Below are 14,845 nucleotides of genomic sequence, written 5' to 3' on the forward strand. Positions count from 1 at the left end.
TCCTCGAGCGGCTGCCCACGCAGCCGGCCAGCCGTGTCGATGAACTGCTGCCGCATCGCTGGCAGTCAGCGCCCGTCACTACCTGACTCGTACGGCCGTCGTCAAGACGGGATCACCGCACGCTTACGCAAATCCGGCTGCAGCAGTTCGATGACAAGTGGGGGCCGAATATCCCATCATCGTCAAATCTTGCCGCAGTAACTGGGAACGCATCACGCCGTTCTTCGACTATCCACCGGAAATACGGCGCATCATTTACACGACCAACGCCATTGAGTCGGTGAACATGAGTTTGCGCAAGCTCACCATGAACCGGGGCTCGTTTCCCAGTGACGATGCCCTGCTGAAATTGTTCTACCTGGCCTTGGCCAACATAGCCAAGAAATGGACTATGCCGCTCAGAGACTGGAAGGCTGCATTGACCCAGTTTGCCATCCAGTTTGAGGAAAGGATGCCGAAGACTTGATACTCGCCCCGTTTACACAAAATTCGGGTCACCCTCGGATTTTCTGCTTGCTCCGTAAGCAAATGATGCATAGCTAACGGGAATGACCCGTACGCGTTTATGAAGGATTTCTTGGCTCGCTGTGGAGCGTGACTTTTGCGTGAGTATCCAAAGCACTGTAAGGCCCTTCACAACAGTGGCTGCATCAACATTGACGTGTGGGCGTCCGTAAGTCGTTGATTTATAACGATCTCAATTTTCTATGGCAGGCTACGAACCAAGGGGTCGTGGGTTCAATTCCTGCCAGCCGCACCAAACGTCAAGCCCTGGAAGCGGAAGGTTCCAGGGCTTTTTCGTTACGATGTCCCGTTCTGGAACACGTTAATACCTCTCTGGCTCCCATGAGCAAAGCTTTCACCAAAGAATCCGATACCGAGGACGATGAGGACCTGTCGCTGCCGCCGCTGCCCGCAGGCGGCAAGAACTACATCACGCCGCGCGGTTACGCGCGCCTGCGGGACGAGTTGCTGGACCTGATCGACAGCGAACGGCCCAAAATTGTTGAGGTGGTGCATTGGGCCGCAAGCAACGGTGACCGCTCGGAAAACGGCGACTACCATTACGGCAAGAAGAGATTGCGTGAAATCGACAGGCGGATCCGGTTTCTGACCAAGCGCCTGGAGATCGCCGAAGTTTCAGATCCTGCTGTTCACCACGGCAACGACCATGTGTTTTTTGGCGCCACCGTCACTTATGCCGATGAGAGCGGCGCGAAACAGACCGTCACCATCCTGGGCATTGACGAGGCCGACAGTGCGCTCAACCAGGTGAGTTGGATCTCGCCAATTGCGCGGGCCCTGCTCAAGTCCCGCGTAGGAGATGAAGTCAAGCTGGCAACGCCGGCCGGTATCCGGGACATCGAAGTGGTTGAGGTGCAATACCCGGCGCCGGTGGCATCTGCCTGACGCTGTCCTCACACACCGGGTTTGGCGCGCTGGACGCGCAGGACCGAGGGCGTGCGCTTGACGTTGCGCATCACCGATGCGAGGTGCACGCGGTCACGCACCTGCACGCCGAAACGCAAATCGGATGCGTCCTGCGCCGCCTCCTGTGCCATATCCACGTGGGTGATGTCGGCCTCGGCACTGGCAAGCGCCGAGGCCACTCGGGCCAGCACGCCCTTGCCGCTGGTGACGGTCACCAGCAGGCCGGTTTCAAAGGCCCGGCTTGGCTCGTCGGACCAGTCCACCGCAATAAAGCGTTCGCTGTCGCGGTGTTGGAGTTTTCTGGCCACCAAGCAGTCGTCGGTGTGGACCACCAGACCCTCGCCGCGGCCCAGGTAACCCACGATGTCGTCGCCGGGAATGGGGCGGCAACATGTGGCAAATTTTACTGATGCGCCTTCGCTGCCATCGAGCACCAGCGCGCCCTGGGAGATCGATTCATGGGCAGTGTAGCGCTCGCGGCTCATCAGCAGCGGATCGGGTTTTTCGCCGGTTTCGGCCAGCATGGTGACGATGCGTTTGGCCACCATGCTGGCAATGCGTTTGCCCAGGCCGATGTCAGTAAGCAGATCGGCACGAGTGCGGTTGCCCGAGAAACGCAGAATTTTTTCCCAGATGGCGTGATTGAGGTTGTCGTCGTCGGGCAGGCGTTCTATGCCTTCGGCACGCAGCGCCTGGGCCAGCATCTTTTCGCCGAGATCCTGCGACTCCGTCAGCGCCATGGTCTTGAGGTGATGGCGGATTTTTGACCGGGCCTTGCCGGTGCGGACAAAGCCCAGCCACGCCGGGTTGGGGCTGGAGACCGACGCGGTGATGATTTCGATCACGTCGCCGTTGCGCAGTTCCGAGCGCAGCGGCACCTGCTCGCCATTGACCTTGGCGGCGACGGCGCGGTGGCCCACATCGCTGTGGATGGCGTAGGCAAAATCGACAATCGTGGCGCCGCGAGGCATCGCCATGATCTGGCTTTTCGGCGTGAAGACGTAGACGGCATCGGGAAACAGGTCAATCTTGACGTGGTCCCAGAATTCTGCGGCATCCCGCGTTTCGTGCTGGATGTCGAGCAGTGACTGCAGCCATTGCGTGCCCAGGCGCTGCGATGCGTCACTCTCGGGGTCGGTAGCTTTGTACAGCCAGTGTGCGGCGACACCGGATTCGGCCACGATGTGCATGGCCTCGGTTCGCATCTGAAACTCGATGCTGGTGCCGAAAGGGCCGACCAGTGTGGTGTGCAACGACTGATAGCCGTTGACCTTAGGGATCGCGATGTAGTCCTTGAACTTGCCGGGCAGCGGCTTGTAGAGCTGGTGCAACACGCCTAGAGCGGTATAACAGGCGGTGACGCCGCCCACGATGATGCGAAACCCGTAGATGTCGGTCACCTGCGCAAAAGACAGGTGTTTTTCATCCATCTTGCCGTAGATCGAATACAGCGCCTTTTCGCGCCCGTAGATATGCACCTGGATGCCGGCGTTGGCAAAGGCCGCATCCACCTCGGTTTGCACTCGCTTGATGACGTCGCGCCGGCGTCCGCGTGCCCGCGCCAGCGCCTTGGTCAGTGTGGCGTAGCGCCAAGGGTAAAGGTGCTGGAAGGCCAGGTCCTGCAATTCGCGGTAGGTGGTATTCAGGCCCAGACGGTGCGCAATCGGCGCGTAGATGTCGAGGGTTTCGCGGGAGACGCGGCCCCATTTGCTGCGCGGCACATCGCCCAGCGTGCGCATGTTGTGGCTGCGGTCGGCCAGCTTGATCAGGATGACGCGCACATCACGCGCCATCGCCAGCAGCATCTTGCGGAAAGACTCGGCCTGATTTTCCTCGCGGGTGTTGAACTCCAGCTTTTCCAGCTTGGTCAGCCCGTCCACCAACTCGGCCACAGGGGCGCCGAAACGCTCGATCAGTTCGGGTTTGGTGACGCCGCAATCCTCGATGGCATCATGCAGCAGCGCCGCCATCAGGGCTTGCGCGTCGAGCTTCCATTCGGCGCACTGCTGTGCGACGGCAATCGGATGGGTGATGTAGGGCAGGCCGCCATTGCGGATCTGTCCGAGGTGGGCTTCGTCAGCGAAGCGGTAAGCCTGGCGAACACTCTCAACGTCGGCCGGACTCAGGTAGTCGAGTTTGGCAGTGAGCGCGGCAAAACTCGCCGCAGCGGCATTGGCGGCTGCCGGGGTCGATTTGCTGTTGGCAGTGGGAAAAACCAGGGCGCTCATGCCTTAAATGTATCGCGGCGGCGATAAAACATGCGAAACACGGTCTTTGAAATAACCCCCCAGAAACAAAAAAGCACCGCGCAGCGGTGCTTTTCAGGGGAGCAGGGATTGTCAGCTCGGAACTTTTTTCAGCATTTCCAGGCCGATTTTGCCTTCTGCGATTTCGCGCAGTGCGGTCACGCCGGGTTTGTTCTTGCTTTCGATTTTGGGTGCGTGGCCCTGGCTGAGCATGCGGGCACGGTAGGTCGCGGCCAGAACCAGCTGGAAGCGGTTCGGGATTTTTTCCAGGCAATCTTCAACGGTAATGCGGGCCATGGGGAATCTCCGGGTAAATGGGAACGGTGGAAACTGGGGCAACAACTCAGGAGATGTGCAGGGCCTTAAAGGTCTCGGCACGGGCGCGTCGCTGCGCTGCAAACTTGAGTCGTTGGGCATGAACAATGGTTTTCAGGTCGAAAACGGCTCGTTCAAATAACTCATTGATTATAACGAAGTCGAACTCCCGGGCCTGGGCCATCTCGACGGCGGCATTTTGCAGGCGCAGTTCAATCACGTCGGGTGCGTCCTCGCCGCGCCGCTCCAGCCGCGAGCGTAGTTCATCCCAGCTCGGCGGCAGGATGAAGATCAACACCGCATTGGCAAAAATCCGTTTGATGTTGATGGCGCCCTGGAAGTCGATTTCCAGGATGACGTCGGCGCCGGTGGCCACGCGCTCCTCAATGGTCTGCCGCGAGGTGCCGTAGCGCTGGCCGTGGACGTGGGCCCATTCGAGGAAGGAGTCTCGCAGGACCATGCCGTCGAACTCTTCAGATGAAATGAAAAAATACTCGCGACCGTGTTTCTCCTGGCCGCGGGGTGCCCGGGTGGTGTGCGACACCGCAGGCTGCACCCTGGCGTCCAGCTCCATCAGCGCCTTGACCAGGCTGGACTTTCCGGCGCCACTGGGTGCGGCGACGACAAACAGGTTTCCGGGGTAATCCATAGGTGTTGTGATTGGTTTTCTGGATGGGCTGCGCTGGCGGGCTACTCTATGTTCTGAACCTGTTCGCGAATCTGCTCGATCAGCACCTTCATGTCGACCGAGACATGGGTCAGTTCCAGGGAGCCCGATTTCGACCCCAGGGTATTGGCTTCGCGGTGCAGCTCCTGGATCAGGAAGTCCAGACGCTTGCCGACTTCGCCCCCCGCCGTGAGCAGCCTGTCAATTTCTTCAAGGTGCGACGTGAGACGCATGATTTCCTCGGCCACATCAATGCGAATGGCGAACGAGGTGGCCTCCAGCAGGGCCCGGTCCTGGGCTGCTTCCGGAAGGGTGGTGCCGTCAGTCAGGGCCATGGCCTCTTTCCAGCGCTCCATGAAGCGGCTTTTTTGCTGCTCGACCAGCTTGGGCACCATGGGGGTGGCCGCGGCGGCCAGCGCCCGCAGCTGCGCGGTTCGCTCCAACAGCATCTGCGCCAGCCGCGCGCCCTCGCGTTCGCGGGCAGACAGCAGCTCCTTCAGGGCTTTTTTGGCGAGTTTGAGCAGCTCATCGCTGTAATCGTGCGTGCTCCTGTCTTCCCCTGCGGCCATGCGCAGGATATCGGCCACGCTGAGCGCTGCGGCGCCGGGGAGCCATGAGCGCACCGTGTCCTCCATGGAGCCCAGGCGCTGCAGCGTGGTGCTGGCCGGGGCCTTGAGGCCTCCAGCGGAATTTCCTTCCAGCGAGACACGTATTTCGATCTTGCCGCGCTTGAGTTTGCCGGTCAGCAGCTCTCGCAAAGCCGGCTCGGACTGCCGCAGTTCATCGGGCAGACGGAAGGCCAGATCCAGAAAACGGCTGTTGACCGAGCGTATTTCCACGCCAAGGCGCGCGTGGCTGCTGTTGCCAGCATCGGCGTCAGCGGCTGTGTGTGCAGGGGTGGACTGGACGGCTGCATAGCCTGTCATACTGTAAACTGACATTCGTAATACGCTTTTCTAGAGTCAACAGGAGGGGTGATCCCGTCACCTTGCTTTAATCCCGAATTATGTCAAAGGTCAAGCCAGCGCCACTCCCACCCGATACCGTCATTGGAGGCTATCGCGTTGTGCGCAAGCTGTCTGCCGGCGGGTTTGGGGTAGTTTACTTGGCTGTTGACAATGAGGGACAGCAGGTTGCCATCAAGGAGTACCTGCCGTCTTCACTGGCCAGCCGTCCACCGGGTGAGCTGCTGCCGCAGGTGCAGCCCGAAAAGCTCTCGCTCTATCGCCTGGGATTGAAGAGTTTTTTCGAGGAAGGGCGCTCGCTGGCCCAGATCTCCCACGCTTCCGTGGTGAGTGTGCTTAACTTCTTCCGCGAAAACGAGACCGTGTACATGGTCATGAACTACCTGGAGGGGGGCACCCTGCAGGACTTCATCATCACGGCGCGCGAACTCAAAAAGCAGAAGGTGTTCCGTGAATCGACCATCCGTTCGCTGTTTGACGAGATCCTGCGCGGGCTGCGCATCGTGCACCAGCACAAGATGCTGCACCTGGATATCAAGCCGGCCAACATCTTCATCACTGACGACAACAAGGCGGTGATGATCGACTTCGGCGCCGCGCGCGAGGTACTGAGCAAGGAAGGCAACTTCATCCGCCCCATGTACACGCCAGGGTTTGCCGCGCCCGAAATGTACCGTCGCGATTCTTCCATGGGCCCCTGGACCGACATTTACGCGATCGGCGCCTGCATTTACGCGACCATGCAGGGTTATCCGCCCAACGACGCGCCGCAGCGCCTTGAAAAAGACCGTCTGTCGCTTGCACTGTCCCGCCTGCGCGGCGTGTATTCGGACAACCTGATTGAAGTGGTTGAATGGTGCATGTCTCTCGACCCCCTGTCGCGGCCCCAATCGGTTTTTGCCTTGCAGAAGGAGCTCAGCCGCGAGGGCGAGCGACGCTACACCAAGCTGACCGTCGGCGAAAAAATGCGCCTGCAGTTTGACAACATGGTGTCAGACACCAAGAAAACCGCGCGCAAGGCCACCGGCTTTGCGACAAAGTTCAAATGAAGTTCTCCGTTTTCCAGGTCAGCCGCAAGGGCGGCCGCGAAAAAAACGAAGACCGCATGGGGTATTGCTACACCCGTGAGTCCGGCTTGTTTGTGCTGGCTGACGGCATGGGCGGCCACCCCGAAGGCGAAGTTGCGGCGCAGTTGGCGCTGCAGACCATCTCGGCGCTCTACCAGAAGGAAGCCCGACCGCTGGTCCGGGATACCACCGAATTCCTGTCGTCCGCGCTGATGGCTGCGCATCACCAAGTCATCCGCTACGCCAGCGAAAAAGGCATGCTCGACACGCCGCGCACCACCGTGGTTGCGGTCATCCTGCAGGGCACGGGCGCGACTTGGGTGCATTGTGGTGACTCGCGGCTGTACGTGGTGCGTGATGGCGAGTTGCTGACCCGCACCCGCGACCACTCCTATCTGGAGCAGCAGAACGCCGGCGTGATCAAACTCGAACGCCTCAACCGCAACATCCTGTTTACCTGCCTGGGCTCGCCTTCCAAGCCGGTGTTCGACATCGCCGGTCCGGTGGTGCTGCAGCAGGGCGACAAGCTGATGCTGTGCTCCGATGGTCTGTGGGGCAGCCTGACCGACGCTGAAATCGTGCGCCACATGGCCGCCAACGGCGTGTCCGAAGCGGTGCCCGAGATGGTTGAACATGCGCTGCGCAACGGCGGCCAGCATGGCGACAACGTCACCGTGCTGGCGATGGAGTGGGAAACCCCCGACGCCTTCGAATCGACACACGGCGTTTCGACTGACAGCATCATGGACGGCGTGTTTGCCTCCACGATCCAGGCCGGCGTGCTTGATACCGGCGTGGAAGACCTCGACGACGCTGCCATTGAGCGCTCGATTGCCGAGATCAACGAGGCGATACGCCGTTCTGCCGCCAAAAAGGTCTGAATCCCGCCCTGACCTCGCGCTTGTGCCGGCCCGGGCCGCCCCTGCCGTTTTGTTTACCTTTTCAGCCCCCCGGCGTGACTCGCCAGAAAGCCCTTTGCCATGAGTTCATTTGAAAGAAGCGGTGCCCGTGCGGTTGACCAGCTCCGTCCCGTGCGCATCACCCGCGCCTACACCGCTTACGCCGAGGGTTCGGTGCTGATCGAATTCGGCAACACCAAGGTGTTGTGTACCGCTTCGGTTGAGGAAAAAGTCCCGGGCCACAAAAAGGGCAGCGGCGAAGGCTGGGTCACGGCCGAATACGGCATGTTGCCGCGCGCCACGCATACGCGCAGCGACCGCGAAGCCGCGCGCGGCAAGCAGAGCGGGCGTACGCAGGAGATCCAGCGCCTGATTGGCCGCTCCATGCGGGCGGTGTTCGACCTGAAAAAACTCGGTGAACGCACCATCCACCTCGACTGTGACGTGATTCAGGCCGACGGCGGCACCCGCACCGCCAGCATCACCGGTGCGTTTGTGGCCGCGCAGGACGCAGTCAACAAGCTGCTGGCGGATGGCAAGCTCAAGGAGACACCGATCCTCGGACACGTGGCGGCCATTTCCGTCGGCATTGTCCAAGGCACGCCCTTGCTGGATCTTGAGTACATCGAGGACGTGGGCTGTGACACCGACATGAATGTGGTCATGACAGGCGCTGGCCACTATGTCGAGGTTCAGGGTACCGCCGAAGGTGCTGCGTTTTCACGCAAGGAGATGGATGCATTGCTGCAACTGGCCGAAAAGGGCATCAGCGACCTGGTCCGTCTGCAGCAGCAGGCGCTCCTGAATTGATAGCTATTCGCGCCCGCCAGTCAAGGGCTGAGGCCCATTTTTGCTTATGAAAATCGTATTGGCCTCAAACAATACCGGCAAACTCGCAGAACTGCAGGCCATGCTGGTGCCGCTGGGCGTGACGCTGGTCAAACAGGCCGAACTCGGCATCAGCGAGGCCGAAGAGCCCTTCCGCACCTTTGTCGAAAACGCGCTGGCCAAGGCGCGCCATGCCTCGCTGGCCAGCGGCCTGCCAGCGCTGGCCGACGACGCCGGCCTGTGTGTTGATGCCTTTGGCGGCCTGCCCGGCGTGGACACGGCTTTTTACGCCACCCAGTTCGGTTATGCCAAAAGCGATGGCAACAATGTGCGCGCACTGCTCGAGCAAATGGCGGGCATCACGGCCCGGCGCGCGGCCATGGTCAGCACGTTGGTAGCGGTGCGGTCTGCCGACGATCCGGAGCCGCTGATTGCAGTCGGCCGCGTGAGTGGCGAGATCGCCACCGAACGGCGCGGCAGCAACGGTTTCGGTTTTGACCCGGTGATCTTCCTCCCGTCCTTTGGCAAGACTTTTGCCGAACTGCCGGTTGAGGTGAAAAACGCCAACAGCCACCGCGGCATGGCGGCGCGCCAGATGATGGACCTGATGCGCGAGCGCTGGTTATGAGCCGCATTTATCGGCTATGAGCTTCCCGATACCCGTCGTCAGCGCAGTGCCCCCGGCAGAAACCGGCGGTTCGCTCAAGGACGTTCAGCACTACATGCGCGGCGGCACCTTGCAGCTGGCCGCCTTGCCGCCACTGTCGCTGTATGTGCACCTGCCCTGGTGTCTGAAAAAGTGCCCGTACTGCGACTTCAATTCCCATGAAAACCGTGGAGACCTCCCCGAGCAGCGTTACCTGAACGCGCTGATGGCCGACCTTGAAGCCTCGCTGCCGTTGATCTGGGGCCGCACGGTGCACAGCATCTTCATAGGCGGCGGCACGCCCAGCCTGTTTTCACCGCAGTCCATTGACCGGCTGATCGGCGACATTCGCGCGCGACTGCGGCTGGAGCCCGATTGCGAAATCACGCTGGAGGCCAATCCCGGGACCTTCGAAAAAGACCGCTTCAAGGCTTTTCGCAGCGCCGGTGTGACGCGCCTGTCCGTCGGGGTGCAGAGCTTTGACGATGCGCATCTGACGGCGCTGGGCCGTGTGCACGACCGCGCGCAGGCCATCGCTGCGGTCGAGGAGGCTGCGCAGGCTTTCGACACCTTCAATCTTGACATCATGTACGCCTTGCCCGGCCAGACGCTGACCGGCCTGGAGCTGGACATGCAGCAGGCGCTGGCCTTTGCCCCGCCGCACATTTCGATCTACCACCTGACGGTCGAGCCCAACACCTTCTTTGCCAAACACCCGCCCGTGTTGCCCGAAGAGGATGACGCCTACGTCATGCTGGACCGTATCACCGAGATGACGGCAGCCGCAGGCATGGACCGGTATGAAATCTCGGCCTATGCGCGGCCTGGCCACCGCTGCGTGCACAACCTCAACTACTGGCAATTCGGCGACTACCTCGGCATAGGGGCGGGTGCACACAGCAAGCTGAGTTTTGCGCACCGGGTGGTGCGTCAGGTTCGTTTTCGTGATCCCAGCTTGTATATGGACAAGGCGCTGGCCGGCACGCCGCTGGCGCAGGACAGCGAAGTGGCCCGCGCCGGTTTGCCTTTTGAGTTCATGCTCAACGCCCTGCGTTTGCGCGAAGGCTTCAGGCTGCAGGATTTCAGCGAGAAAACCGGCTTGCCGTTGACTGCCATCCAGGCCGGCCTGGACGAAGCGGAGCGTATGGGCCTGATCACGCGCGACTTTGTGCAGGTGAGGCCGACCGCACGTGGCTTCGATTTTTTGAACGACCTGCAAGCGCTGTTCCTCTAGCCCGAACAAGCCCCGGTCGTCGGACGGCCGCCCGCCAGAGTTATCTACATCTACATTGGGGCGCCGCCCCCAGGTTCGCAGTTACACAGGCTGACGTGATCTCAGCCGTTTCCCGAGGGCCTGAGAGTGTTGTTTTTTTGGCTAAATGACAGAGTTTGTAGGCATTTTCCTACAACGCTATTTTCATAAATCGATCAAATTAGCACTTGATTTCACTCTTGGATTGCCCCGGTTTGTTTCAACGACGGGCACCACCAGAAATCGGTGGCTCTTTTTACAACCTGTCTCAATCTTTAGGAAGACACATCATGACTGCTACGACATTTCCTGCAACCAAGCGTCGGCTAAGCCTCGTCGCACTGGCTGTACTGGGAGCTGTTTCGAGTTCCGGTGCAATGGCTCAATCCATGTATGAGCTGAATGGCCCGTACATTGGCGGAAACATCGGGCGCACCAAAGCCGACTTTGACAACGGCACGATCAACCGCACGCTGGCTGCGCAGGGCCTCGGGATCACGTCCATCAGCGAAGACGACAGGGACACCGGATACAAGCTCTTTGGCGGCTACCAGTTCAACCGCAATTTTGCGGTGGAAGGCGGATTCTTTGATTTGGGTAAATCCAGCTACCGTTTCAATACCTTACCTCTTGGCAGCTTCAGTGGTGAGACTCGTGTTCGAGGCCTGAACCTTGACTTGGTAGGCATCTTGCCTGTGTCGGACCGCTTCTCCGTCTTTGGACGAGTGGGTGCCGCCTATGCGCAAAGCCGGGCCAACTTCGCCAGCACTGGCGCCGTAGCTGCGAACAGATCCGACACGCGCAACAACGACACCCACGTCAAAGTGGGTCTGGGCATGCAATACGCCCTGACCGAGGCGCTTTCCTTGCGGGCAGAACTCGAGCGCTATCGCATCAATGATCCTGTCAGGAACCGCGGCCACATCGATATGGCATCGCTGGGCCTGGTTTACCGTTTTGGTCCTAAAACCCCGCCTCCTGTCGCCTACGTGCCGGTTGCCAGCCCACCACCACCGCCGCCCGCGCCGGTCTACGTGGCACCACCGCCTCCGCCTCCAGTCGTAGTGGCACCACCGCCTCCGCCGCCTGCCTACGAGCCACCAGCTCGTCCAGCCAGACAAGGCCGCAACTAACCCGGGGTTGCAAGACCCTAAGTGATGGCGCGGAGGTGAGAACCTCCGCGCCATATTTTTGTCTGGGTTTAGTGCGAAGCGGTTAAGGCAAGTGGTCGGTTTGGACGGTCGTTCACCAGCGAGTCTCAACATAAAACAGCCAATGCCCCCGGAAGTGCGAAGGGCAAGCCGACGCAACAGCACCGCTTGCCCCACATTGAGATGTAGTATCTTGCGCATAGGAATACCATGATGCGACGCTATTCAGCCATACAGCAAATCCTTTTTTTGGCGGGTTGCACACGCCGAGCTGCCACGCTTGTGACGCAAGGCGTTTTCCTTGGTGCGGTTGCGGTCAGTGCGTTGATGCTGCCAGCCGCAGCGGCGCAGAACATGCCTTCCGTGATCACTCCGGATTCTGGCGCCGGCTCGCGGGACAATGCGAGCGCCTTGACACCTGCCGGATCCGTCATAGCGGCACCGGCGATCAGACTGGCCAGCTTCGGGCAGGAAGTGCCTTCTGTGGAATCACAGAAGTTTGCAGACTGGGTGGTGCACTCGGCTGACAACGGCAAGTTGCCCTTCATGATCATCGACAAGGTCAATGCCCGGGTGTTCGTGTTCGATGCCCAGGGGCAGCTTCGCGGTGCCGCAGCTGCGCTGTTGGGACTGGCAGTGGGTGACGTCGCCGTTCCGGGTCTCGGTACGCGCAAGCTGTCCAGCATTCGCCCCGAAGAGCGCGTCACGCAAGCCGGTCGTTTCGTCGCATCGCTGGATCGCGATATCCACGGCGAGGAACTCCTCTGGGTCGACTACGACAGCGCCCTTTCGCTGCACCGGGTCGTGAAAGGGCAGCCCAAAGACCGCCGCGCAGAGCGCCTCGCCTCACCGAGTCCACTGGACAACCGCATTTCCTTTGGCTGCATCAATGTGCCGGTGCACTTCTATGAAAAAGTAGTGAGCCCGTCATTTACCGGGACAAACGGCATCGTCTATATATTGCCGGAAACCCGCTCAGCGCGTGAAGTTTTCGGCTCCTACGATGTTCAGGATCCTTCTCGCAGTCAAGCCTCAGGCCCGTCAGGCGAAGCCAGAGCCAGATAGCCATCTCTGCCGAAACGGGGCTGCGGGCGGTCTGACTCTGACCGCATAGGCCCTCAGGGTTTGCGTTTGGACTCATCAAACATTCCTGCCTGCGAAGCCGCTAACCAGCAAAAAAAGCCACCGAGAGCAAGAGCTGTCGGTGGTTGATGTTTTTTGGCGGAAGCGGTGAGATTCGAACTCACGGATAGTTTCCCATCGCCGGTTTTCAAGACCGGTGCAATCGACCACTCTGCCACGCTTCCAGATGTTCTATTTTACCTGCGAGCACCGCGTGCTTTCGGAAGTGCCAAAAAATGTATTCATGTACTTCGCAGCATCCCCTTGCATTCTATAAACGCCACCACCTCCGCCAAGCCCGTGTTGGTCTTCAGGTTGGTCATGACAAAGGGCTTGAGGCCCTTGGCCGTCGTGCGCATCCGTATGGTGTCGGCTTCCATCACGGCCAGGTCGGCACCGACGTGGGGGGCGAGGTCGGTCTTGTTGATCACGAATAGGTCACTTTTGGTGATGCCGGGGCCGCCTTTGCGCGGGATTTTTTCACCGGCGGCGACGTCGATCACGTAAATGGTCAGGTCGCTGAGTTCGGGGCTGAAGGTGGCTGCCAGGTTGTCCCCGCCGGATTCAATGAACACCACGTCGGCGTCCGGAAAGTCCACCAGCATGCGGTCAATTGCTTCCAGGTTGATGGACGCGTCTTCGCGGATGGCGGTATGTGGACAGCCGCCGGTTTCCACACCCATGATGCGCTCCGCGTCGAGCGCTCCGCTGACGGTCAGGATCCGCTGGTCTTCCTTGGTGTAGATGTCGTTGGTGATGGCCACCAGGTCGTAATTGGCTTTCATGGCCTTGCACAACATTTCGAGCAGGGTGGTCTTGCCGGAGCCAACTGGCCCGCCTATGCCGACGCGCAGCGGGGGAAGTTTTTTGGTGCGGTTCGCGATGTGGTGAAGCGTCATGATCTGAACAGTCGGGAGTATTGCGTTTCGTGTTGCGATGAAAGAATCGCCAGCATGGGCGAAAAGGCCTGACGTTCATGGTCCTCAAGCGCCATCGCCGTACCGATGGCCGTCGGGATTTCTGCAGCCAGCCGCGCCAGTATGCGCTGGCCGGCGCTCTGACCCAGCGGCACGGATTTGAGCGCAGCCTGCACCATGTTTTCAGCCCAGCCGAAGGCGTAGGCGGTCAGGCAATCAGGCACACCGGCGTCAAGCGGCGAGGCGGCGAGTGCAAAGACAACAGGGTAGGTGGGGGGCAAAGCCGCACAGACTTGCAGGTGTGCGTCGCTGATGCTCTGGTGATTGCGCAGCCACTCGAGCAGGGAGCGGCCCATCTGCTCGGCCTGCAGGCGCAGCTCGCTGGTCTCGCGGGTCTGCAGCACCCAGTCATTGAGTGCCTTCACCTTGTCGAGCTGCTTGTTGCGCCAGGCCGGAACGGCCTGCGCGATCACCGCCAGGTCGCCGCGCGCCAGGCTCAGGTGCAGCTGGTCGCTGAGCCAGTCGGCCGCTATGCTTTCTGTAGCTACTCCCGCCCGGTCCACGCCGGCTTCCAGCCCTTCGGAGTAAGAAAAACCACCGACCGGCAGGGCCGGAGAGGCCAGCCATATCAGTTGCAGCAGGCTGGCGGCAGGCAGGGACTGGGCTGTCGCGCTCAATGGCTGTTCGGCTTGTGCGGGTGGATCTGGATCGCCACCGGCCGCGCCTCATGCGTGTGCGCATGATCGTGATCGTGGCCATGTTCGCAGTCGGATCCGTGGACATGCGGTGCGACTGCGGCCACAGGTGTGTCTGTGTGGCCATGTGCGCCCACTTGTGCATGACTGTGGCCGCCGGCGCTGTACGCACCACCTTCGGGCTCGAAGGACTCGCTGACCTCGTTGACGATCAGGTGCATGGCGCGCAGCATCTCGGCCAGCACATGGTCGGGCTCAATCTTCAGATGATCGGGCTTGAGTTCAATGGGCACATGCCGGTTGCCGAGGTGGTAGGCAGCTCGGGTCAGGTCGAAGGAGCTGCCGTGGGAGGTGCAAGCGGTGATGCGCAGCACGGTTTGCGGCGCGGCAATCACCCGGACCATGGAACCGTCTTCGGCAATCAGCACATCACCACCGCGCACCAGCGTGCCGCGCGGCAGAAAGATGCCGAGCTGGCGGTCCTGCGAGTCGGTGGCCTCGAAGCGGCTTTTCTGGCGGATGTCCCAGTCGAGCTCGACGCTGGCGGCGCGTTTGAGCAGCACGGGCGCCAGTCCAGCGCCTTGGGAAATGCATTTGGAGACTTGAAGCATAAAAATTCTGGTGCTCAGGTGATCCGTGTATTG

At 60.6% G+C, this 14,845-nt stretch carries 16 protein-coding genes, 1 tRNA gene and 1 pseudogene; 9 read left to right on the plus strand and 9 right to left on the minus strand.

The window, feature by feature from the left end; all coding sequences use genetic code 11:
• Window positions 1-128: 128 nt before the first annotated feature.
• Window positions 129-466 (plus strand): annotated as a pseudogene (locus H0W47_RS09695) (transposase); the annotation flags it as partial.
• 380 nt (window positions 467-846) lie between these two features.
• Window positions 847-1,410 (plus strand): transcription elongation factor GreB, encoded by a 564-nt coding sequence (gene greB, locus H0W47_RS09700; protein ID WP_296923723.1) that lies wholly within the window; start codon window positions 847-849, stop codon window positions 1,408-1,410.
• Between the two features lie 8 nt (window positions 1,411-1,418).
• Here greB and H0W47_RS09705 read toward each other — a convergent pair whose 3' ends face one another.
• The 4 genes from H0W47_RS09705 to H0W47_RS09720 all read right to left on the minus strand — a co-directional run bounded on the left by H0W47_RS09705 (window position 1,419) and on the right by H0W47_RS09720 (window position 5,600).
• Window positions 1,419-3,659 (minus strand): bifunctional (p)ppGpp synthetase/guanosine-3',5'-bis(diphosphate) 3'-pyrophosphohydrolase, encoded by a 2,241-nt coding sequence (locus H0W47_RS09705; protein WP_296923725.1) that lies wholly within the window; start codon window positions 3,657-3,659, stop codon window positions 1,419-1,421.
• A 111-nt stretch (window positions 3,660-3,770) separates the two neighbouring features.
• Entirely contained in the window at window positions 3,771-3,974 is a 204-nt protein-coding gene (gene rpoZ / locus H0W47_RS09710; protein ID WP_096662930.1) for a DNA-directed RNA polymerase subunit omega, read from the minus strand.
• 46 nt (window positions 3,975-4,020) lie between these two features.
• The gene (gene gmk / locus H0W47_RS09715) at window positions 4,021-4,641 is read right to left on the minus strand and encodes a guanylate kinase (RefSeq protein WP_296923727.1); all 621 of its coding nucleotides are present in this window, start codon (window positions 4,639-4,641) and stop codon (window positions 4,021-4,023) included.
• 41 nt (window positions 4,642-4,682) lie between these two features.
• Window positions 4,683-5,600, minus strand: coding sequence for a YicC/YloC family endoribonuclease (locus H0W47_RS09720; protein ID WP_296923729.1), 918 nt, complete (start codon window positions 5,598-5,600; stop codon window positions 4,683-4,685).
• Window positions 5,601-5,665: 65 nt separating this feature from the next.
• On the opposite strand from H0W47_RS09720, the gene H0W47_RS09725 reads away from it, so the two are divergent.
• The 6 genes from H0W47_RS09725 to H0W47_RS09750 all read left to right on the plus strand — a co-directional run bounded on the left by H0W47_RS09725 (window position 5,666) and on the right by H0W47_RS09750 (window position 11,449).
• Window positions 5,666-6,673 carry a serine/threonine-protein kinase gene (locus H0W47_RS09725; RefSeq protein WP_296923731.1) on the plus strand — a complete coding sequence of 336 codons (1,008 nt, stop codon included), beginning with the start codon at window positions 5,666-5,668 and terminating at the stop codon, window positions 6,671-6,673.
• Window positions 6,670-7,572, plus strand: a complete 903-nt coding sequence (locus H0W47_RS09730; RefSeq protein WP_296923734.1) for a PP2C family serine/threonine-protein phosphatase — start codon at window positions 6,670-6,672, stop codon at window positions 7,570-7,572. Before H0W47_RS09725 ends, H0W47_RS09730 begins: the two co-directional genes overlap by 4 nt.
• Before the next feature lie 99 nt (window positions 7,573-7,671).
• The gene (gene rph, locus H0W47_RS09735; RefSeq protein WP_296923736.1) at window positions 7,672-8,400 is read left to right on the plus strand and encodes a ribonuclease PH; all 729 of its coding nucleotides are present in this window, start codon (window positions 7,672-7,674) and stop codon (window positions 8,398-8,400) included.
• A 46-nt stretch (window positions 8,401-8,446) separates the two neighbouring features.
• Window positions 8,447-9,046: an RdgB/HAM1 family non-canonical purine NTP pyrophosphatase gene (gene rdgB / locus H0W47_RS09740; protein ID WP_296923738.1), complete on the plus strand. Its 600-nt coding sequence runs from the start codon at window positions 8,447-8,449 to the stop codon at window positions 9,044-9,046.
• Window positions 9,047-9,062: 16 nt separating this feature from the next.
• Window positions 9,063-10,298 carry a radical SAM family heme chaperone HemW gene (gene hemW, locus H0W47_RS09745; protein WP_296923740.1) on the plus strand — a complete coding sequence of 412 codons (1,236 nt, stop codon included), beginning with the start codon at window positions 9,063-9,065 and terminating at the stop codon, window positions 10,296-10,298.
• A 308-nt stretch (window positions 10,299-10,606) separates the two neighbouring features.
• On the plus strand, window positions 10,607-11,449 hold the full coding sequence (locus tag H0W47_RS09750) for an outer membrane beta-barrel protein (RefSeq protein ID WP_296923801.1): 843 nt from the start codon (window positions 10,607-10,609) through the stop codon (window positions 11,447-11,449).
• Between the two features lie 239 nt (window positions 11,450-11,688).
• On the opposite strand, the gene H0W47_RS09755 is transcribed toward H0W47_RS09750, so the two are convergent.
• Complete coding sequence (locus H0W47_RS09755; protein ID WP_296923742.1) at window positions 11,689-12,027, minus strand: hypothetical protein; 339 nt, start codon at window positions 12,025-12,027, stop codon at window positions 11,689-11,691.
• On the opposite strand from H0W47_RS09755, the gene H0W47_RS09760 reads away from it, so the two are divergent.
• Window positions 12,014-12,532 (plus strand): L,D-transpeptidase, encoded by a 519-nt coding sequence (locus H0W47_RS09760; RefSeq protein WP_296923744.1) that lies wholly within the window; start codon window positions 12,014-12,016, stop codon window positions 12,530-12,532. The genes H0W47_RS09755 and H0W47_RS09760 overlap by 14 nt on opposite strands.
• A gap of 154 nt (window positions 12,533-12,686) precedes the next feature.
• Here the strand turns inward: H0W47_RS09760 and H0W47_RS09765 are convergent.
• The 4 genes from H0W47_RS09765 to ureE form a co-directional block, all read right to left on the minus strand.
• Window positions 12,687-12,774, minus strand: a tRNA-Ser gene (locus H0W47_RS09765).
• Window positions 12,775-12,831: 57 nt separating this feature from the next.
• Window positions 12,832-13,488 carry an urease accessory protein UreG gene (gene ureG / locus H0W47_RS09770; protein ID WP_296923746.1) on the minus strand — a complete coding sequence of 219 codons (657 nt, stop codon included), beginning with the start codon at window positions 13,486-13,488 and terminating at the stop codon, window positions 12,832-12,834.
• Window positions 13,485-14,183 carry an urease accessory protein UreF gene (locus H0W47_RS09775; protein ID WP_296923748.1) on the minus strand — a complete coding sequence of 233 codons (699 nt, stop codon included), beginning with the start codon at window positions 14,181-14,183 and terminating at the stop codon, window positions 13,485-13,487. The genes ureG and H0W47_RS09775 overlap by 4 nt, the downstream gene beginning before the upstream one ends.
• Complete coding sequence (ureE, locus tag H0W47_RS09780; RefSeq protein WP_296923750.1) at window positions 14,180-14,812, minus strand: urease accessory protein UreE; 633 nt, start codon at window positions 14,810-14,812, stop codon at window positions 14,180-14,182. The genes H0W47_RS09775 and ureE overlap by 4 nt, the downstream gene beginning before the upstream one ends.
• Window positions 14,813-14,845: the final 33 nt, after the last annotated feature.

It is taken from the genome of Polaromonas sp. (assembly GCF_013817205.1).
Lineage (GTDB): Bacteria > Pseudomonadota > Gammaproteobacteria > Burkholderiales > Burkholderiaceae_C > Polaromonas.